At 51.0% G+C, this 6339-nt stretch carries 7 protein-coding genes; 5 read left to right on the top strand and 2 right to left on the bottom strand.

Annotation, left to right across the window (positions count from 1 at the left end; translation table 11 throughout):
- The first annotated feature begins 1 nt into the window (after position 1).
- The 5 genes from Q0117_RS08080 to Q0117_RS08060 all read left to right on the top strand — a co-directional run bounded on the left by Q0117_RS08080 (position 2) and on the right by Q0117_RS08060 (position 4256).
- Positions 2-736 carry a TSUP family transporter gene (locus Q0117_RS08080; RefSeq protein ID WP_297924426.1) on the top strand — a complete coding sequence of 245 codons (735 nt, stop codon included), beginning with the start codon at positions 2-4 and terminating at the stop codon, positions 734-736.
- Positions 737-1895: 1159 nt separating this feature from the next.
- Complete coding sequence (locus Q0117_RS08075) at positions 1896-2270, top strand: RidA family protein (protein ID WP_297924424.1); 375 nt, start codon at positions 1896-1898, stop codon at positions 2268-2270.
- Positions 2271-2487: 217 nt separating this feature from the next.
- A complete protein-coding gene (locus Q0117_RS08070) occupies positions 2488-2778 on the top strand; it encodes a hypothetical protein (RefSeq protein WP_297924422.1) in 291 nt (96 codons plus the stop codon).
- Positions 2779-2829: 51 nt separating this feature from the next.
- Complete coding sequence (locus tag Q0117_RS08065) at positions 2830-3207, top strand: hypothetical protein (protein ID WP_297924419.1); 378 nt, start codon at positions 2830-2832, stop codon at positions 3205-3207.
- 32 nt (positions 3208-3239) lie between these two features.
- On the top strand, positions 3240-4256 hold the full coding sequence (locus Q0117_RS08060) for a hypothetical protein (protein ID WP_297924417.1): 1017 nt from the start codon (positions 3240-3242) through the stop codon (positions 4254-4256).
- 743 nt (positions 4257-4999) lie between these two features.
- Here the strand turns inward: Q0117_RS08060 and Q0117_RS08055 are convergent.
- Both Q0117_RS08055 and Q0117_RS08050 read right to left on the bottom strand, forming a co-directional pair.
- Positions 5000-5686 (bottom strand): MOSC domain-containing protein, encoded by a 687-nt coding sequence (locus Q0117_RS08055; protein ID WP_297924415.1) that lies wholly within the window; start codon positions 5684-5686, stop codon positions 5000-5002.
- A 146-nt stretch (positions 5687-5832) separates the two neighbouring features.
- Positions 5833-6339 (bottom strand): alanine:cation symporter family protein (locus tag Q0117_RS08050; protein ID WP_297924413.1); only part of this gene is annotated, 507 nt, incomplete at its 5' end.

The raw sequence follows: 6339 nt of genomic DNA, 5'->3' as shown, positions 1-6339 counted from the left end.
GGTGCTTTTTGCAGCGGCGTTTTTCGGCGGATTTATCGACTCGATCGCGGGCGGCGGCGGGTTGATTTCGCTGCCTGCGCTGCTTGCCGTGGGCGTTCCGCCGCATGTAGCGATCGCCACAAATAGATTTCAAGGCAGCTTCGGAAGCTTCACCGCCGCTTTAAATTTCATCCGCAAGGGCTACGTCAATACGGCGGAGATCCTGCGCGGCGTGATTTTTACGTTCGTAGGCGGGCTCGTCGGCGCTTATGTCCTGCTCCTAATCGATGCGAAATTCCTAAACTATCTCATTCCGATCCTGCTGCTGGCGCTTTTCTTTTATATGATTTTTTCGCCGAACCTAGGCGAAGCGCCCGCCAAACCCAAGATGTCAAAAAAGAGCTTTTACGCGATTTTTGGGCTTGTTTTAGGGTTTTACGACGGATTTTTCGGCCCTGGTACAGGCTCGTTTTGGACGTTTACACTCGTGGGAATTTTAGGGCTTTATATGAAAAAGGCGGTCGCACACACGAAAGTTTTAAATTTCACCTCAAACATCGTCTCTTTGGGCGTTTTTATCATCGGCGGGCAAATTTTATGGCTCGTCGGAGCGGTGATGGCGGTTGGACAGATCGCGGGCAGCTTCGCAGGCTCAAGCCTAGTGATGCGATGCGACGTGAAATTTGTGCGCAAGATGCTTCTGCTCGTCGTTGCCGCCACGATTTTAAAGCTACTTTACGGACTGATTGCAAGTTAATTACAGACTGGTTGAGGGCTGATCGCGGGTTAATTTCAAGCCAAAATCATAGAATTTTATACAGGATTTCGTATAAAATTTCGCATAAAATTTTATGAACCCTCGCCGATTTGCTACGACAGCGCCGATTTTACCACCTCAATAGCGTCTATTTTACTACTGCGGTGTTGATTTTGTCGCAGCGTTGCGCCGAACTTACTGCGACACTGCAAATTTACTACTGCAGCGCCGATTTTACCGTAGCTTCGCGCTGATCTTGTCGCGACTACTATAATTTTCCGCTGTTGCGATGTTGATTCTATTGGCTTTACGTCGGAGGTCTCGCTTGTCGCGAGGTCTTTGATTTTATTATTTCGATATCGCTGATTTTGCTCCGTTACATCGACAACTTCGTTGCCGCGCTTGCTACTGCGAGGATTTTAATTGCGTTGCGCGGTATCGCACTGATTTTTTTATGACGGCGCTGTTCTTTCTGCTGCGATGGTAGCGATTTTGGCGCTGCTTTTACCGCCCCGCCGCCCGTATCACTACCATGGGCGGTTTGATTTTGCCGGTCGAGACATTGATGATCTTGCTACCGCAAGGAATTTAATTTACTGCCGTAACGACTTCAGTGAAATTTCGCCCATTCGCGCCAGTTAAATTCCACCGCACCACCCGTATATCTATTTCGTCGTATCGCCATGCATTCATGCGGTCTGCCCGCCGCCGATAGAGTCGTCGTATTGCCGAGCGCGCGGCGTTATCGCGCCCGTGCTATGAAATTTTATATGTTTATGCCCATAAAATTTTAAAATACCGCTCCATAGATCATTTCGCCGTGCCGCCCGTACGTACTACCAAATCCACTCTCAGCGATTAAATTTAGTCGCACTTTCATGCGCTATTTTCTGCGCCCGTCAGCTATTTTAAATTTTGCCGTTTCGCCGCCACGGCTCGCTATTTTTCGCTAGCCGCCCCTGCCATATTGCTCTCTATATTTGCACGATAATAACTGCACCGCTGTGCTTATACTAACAAAATTTAGCAACCTCTCGCGTCAATTAAATTTCATCGTACCAGCCGCATCCACGCCCGTCCGCCCGTAAATTCTGCCGCCTAAAGCAATACTAAAATATTTTGCGATAAAATGGGCGAAATTTTTCACAAAGGATTTAGTATGCAAATCATCTCGACTCCCGATGCGGCGCAGGCCATCGGGCCGTACTCTCAGGCGATCAAGACGGGTGGGTTCATCTTTACCTCGGGGCAGATCGCGCTTAAGCCGGACGGCGAGTTCGTCGCGGGCGGCGTGGAGGCGCAAACGAGGCAGGTTTTGCAAAATCTCGCCGCGATCCTGAAAGAAGCGGGCGCTACGCTGCAAGATGCCGTCAAAACGACGATTTTCCTAGCCGACATGGGCGATTTTGCCGCGGTGAACGAGATATACGCAGCGGCGTTCGGCGAGCACAAGCCGGCTCGCAGCACGGTGCAGGTCGCCAAACTCCCCAAAGGCGCGCTTGTGGAGATCGAAGTAATAGCGTTGGCTAAGTAGCGCTAAATTTTGATCGCCGAGGCACTACGAGTGCACGTTTGCGGTCGAAATTTTATGCGCGGGCGCTCGAAATTTTAAACGGCTCGCTTTGGTTTTGAAGCCGCGCGTGCTTTTAAATTTAGATTTTCAAAGCCGCGCTAAATGCCCGTGGGGCTGTGTAAACAGCGTATCTTGGTGCGCTAAGGCGTTAAAATTTCTCGCTCAAAATGGGACTAAAATGATAGAAGAGCTTATTCAAAAATCTAAAAATATCACGGCCGCGGAGCGCAGCGACATAGAGCCCGCGTGGATCGCGCAGGCGCAGCGGCGGCTCGGTTTCGCGCTGCCTGCGAGCTACAAGCAGATGCTGCTAAGATACGCTAGCATCAGCGCGGCGGGGACGGAGCTAAAAACGATCGCACCGCCCGAGTTTACTGATAGTGCCGATGCCGACATCTGCTACACGTATGAGATAAATCTCAAAAACGGGTTATTTGCCGCGGACGAGCTCGTGTTTTTGCAGCTCTAGGATGAGGAGTATTATTTTAAAATTTCGCCCGCAGGCGACATAGCGGACGGCTTGCCAAACACGGCGCGCGGCAAGACGGCGGAGAGCACGAGCGGCGAAGGTGCGGGCGAGACGGCACGCGATACGGTCGTCGCGACGGTAACCGACAGTGCGGAAAATAGGGCATCTGGCGACGAAGCGCGCGCGGAGAGATCGCCGGATGTGGCGCGCAATATGAATGCAGAAGCGCCAGATGAAACGACGTGTAAAACAGCGGGCGCAACAACAAGCGAAGCGGCAGGAGATGCAGCAAGCGGAGCGACGAAAGAGATAGCAAGCGAGCGGGTAGGCGACGCGCCGTGCGAATACAAGGTCTATGTGCGCGACTATGCGGAGGGCGAAGAAAGGCTTTTTGCGGACGATTTTTACGGGTTTTTGGAAAAATTTTAAAACGAAATTTAAGGCAAAATCAGGAGCGACAAATGGGACTGTTTGATATTTTTAAAAAGCAAAATTTTGACGTCGACGTGCGCTCGGACGGCATTTTCATTGGCGGCGTAAATTGCGAGTTTGATCTAGCTAAGCTTAACGAAGCCTTGGGACAACCGCGCGTGATCTATGACGGGGAGGGTAAAAGCCGCTATTTTTGGGATGAGGCGGGGATTTTCGCCTTCGTGCGCGCAGACGAGCTCGCAGAGCCGAAGCTTACCGAGATGATTTTGATGCTTGAGGTCGCAAAGGGCGTGCAGCACGAGGTTCCGCGCAAGCTCTACGGCGGCGCGTTCACGCTAGAGGGCAGGCCGCCGCTTGAGGCCGTGCCAGAGCAGGAGCTGCGCGGCGCATATATATTTTTGGAGCTTAGCCTGGGCAAATTTGAAGTCTCGCTAGCTCTCGCGGAGGCCGTACAGGAGCGCATAGGCGCGATGGACTTCGCCGAGCGCTTCGCTAAGCGCGATACGGACGAGATCGCAGACATCGTGCGAGCTGCGAGAATGCCGATAGGGCGCGTCTGCATCAATCAGAAAACGAAAAAGGTAAAGCGAAAGCCGAGCGATAAATTTAAGCTTCCGCGCGCGGCCGGCGAGACGCTAGCATTTAAAAATTTCAATTTCAAAATCGCCGTGATGAACGAGCTGATGTATGAAAAAGCCCTGCTACAGCCCAAATTTGACGTGTTTGAGTACTGCGAGGAGCGCGGCATCGATCCGTACGCGGACTTCGGCGCGCTACCGCAAGCCAAAAAGTGGTTCAAGGGTTATCCGGTTCCTGCGGATTTGGCGGAGCAGGTGAGCGAGCTCTACCTTGACGGCGGAAATGAAATTTATCTGCAAATCGCGCCTGATTGGGACGGCGAGGACGAACTTTTCGACATCAAAAACATCGATGCGGCCGAGCTTGCGCCCCTCAAAAATCTTAAAAAAATCGAGACGACCGGCATCGGCATATCTAAAAAGGCGCGAAAAGTCTGCGCGGATGCAGGGATCGAGGTAGTTGACTGAGCGCGTGAAAATGGACTTTGAGCCATACGGCGCGCAGTTTTAAAAAGCCAAAATAGGCTTTTGAACTGCGGCGCGCGCTCTTAAAGGTCGTAATTGTTGCCGCGCCGCGGAAAATTCCACGCAAAATTCTATCTATGGCGAGCGCTATGAATGAGCTTTGAAAGGCGCTTGGCAAAACATCTGACATGTCTAATTCGGCATGCATTATAAGCTTTAAGGAAGCTCGTTTGCAGCGTAAGAGCTGCGCCGCTAAATGTGTGAGATGAGTGTGTCGTGCGAGTAAATAATTTTCTTTTTTGCTTTTATGGAAAATTCGTTGCGTAGCAAGGGGATTAAATTTACCGCTTTTAAATTTTAAAATTTATAAAGAGCGGCGCTTGCGGCTTTGAATGTGCGGCTAAATTTAGATTTCATAAAAGATTAAATTCTAAGCGTGGTTAAATTTGCGTCTTTAATTTTGCTTGCAGCCTGTGTCGCACTGCAAAACAGAGTGCGAAAATAGATCGCATTTGCGCGCGATCAGCGCGGATCAAATTAAAATTTCGTCTTTGGAATTTAGTCTGAATTTGCAGCTTGCATCAAGAAAGTATTTTTTGTAAGCCGATATTGAGTAGCCAAGAAGTGTCTTGAAACTTAGCATCGGCGGCTTAGAAAGTATTTTGAAATCCGCGCCAGAGTGCGTTTTAAAACAACAAGGCGCGGCGCTGCTTTGCTGTTTTAAAACGCCGCTTCGAGGCTAAATTTCATAGTCGCATAAAGCCGTCGTCGTAGTTGCCTTCTAGCTTGCGGCGCATATCCTCGCGCCATTTTGGCGTAAGCGTCGTAAGTAGGTTAAATTTTGCTAACAGCCCTTCATTGATACGCTCGCCGTAGAATAGACGGTTAAGCTCCATCACGCTCATCATAGCGGGGTCGCGCCCCACGACGTAGATCTCGTCGCCTGCGCGGCACGAGCCAGCCTCCAGCACGCGGTAGTACCAGCCGGTAAGTCCGCTGCGCGCGATCTCCGCCGTCATCTCCGCGTTACCCCAGCGCATCGAGAGCTTGTAGCAGGGCTTGCGCGGCTGGCTTACTTGCAACACCAGCGAGCCTATGCGGTGCACATCGCCGATGCAGACGTTTTGCTCGTGTAATCCGCTGATCGTGAGGTTTTCGCCCATTGCGCCGTAGGCTAGATTTTTAAGCCCCAAAAACCTCTCCCACGCGGCGTAATTTTGCAGCGAGTTGGCAAAAATCGCCTTCTCCTCTCCGCCGTGATGCAGCGTGTCGGCTACCGCGTCACCCTCGAATCCAAGCTCATTCGCGCGCACTTCACCCGCTCTAGCTTGCTTAAAAATCGCCGTCTCCCAGCGCCTTTTTAGAGGCTGCGTGGCGCGCTCGTCGCCGTAAGCGCGCGGTTGCCCGGTCAGCAATGCCTTTAAAACGGGCATTTTTCGCTCCTTAAAATTTGCATGCGTTCTCCTTAAATCATAAAATTTAGGCTAGGATTTTAGCTAGAAAAGAATTTTAAAATTCTAAATTTTGCGGCGATTTTGCGCTAAATTCCAAGTGCGAGCTTGAAATTTAGCGCGCGGCGTTATTTGTAGTCGTTTGCATCGTAACTTTTGCCGTCGTTAAAGTCGCTCAAAAGCCGCACGACGACGGGGCTAAGTAGGATGATCGCGATTAGGTTTGGGATCACCATCAGTCCGTTAAACATATCGGCTAGCCCCCAGACGAGGTCGATCTTTTGCACGCTTCCTATGAATACGAATGCGACGACTAAAATTTGCAAGAGCTTGACGAATTTCGCACCCAGGAGGTATCGCACGTTGATCTCGGCGAAGTAATACCAGCCCAAAATCGTGGTAAATGCGAAGAAAAACAGGCAGATCGCCACGAAGCCGTAGCCGCCGCTGCGACCTAAAATTTGTGACCCGAAGGCTTCCTGCACCAGCGAGATGCCCGAAAATACCGCCTTGCCGTTTTCGAAGGCGACTACGTCTGTGCTAAGCACGACGAAAACGGTGATGTTAAGCACGATGAAGGTATCGACGAAAACGCCCATTATGCCGAGCACGGCTTGATCTACGGGGTGTTTGAC

It is taken from the genome of uncultured Campylobacter sp., assembly GCF_937997535.1.
GTDB lineage: Bacteria > Campylobacterota > Campylobacteria > Campylobacterales > Campylobacteraceae > Campylobacter_B.
This window is presented reverse-complemented; position numbering and strand designations above follow the sequence as displayed.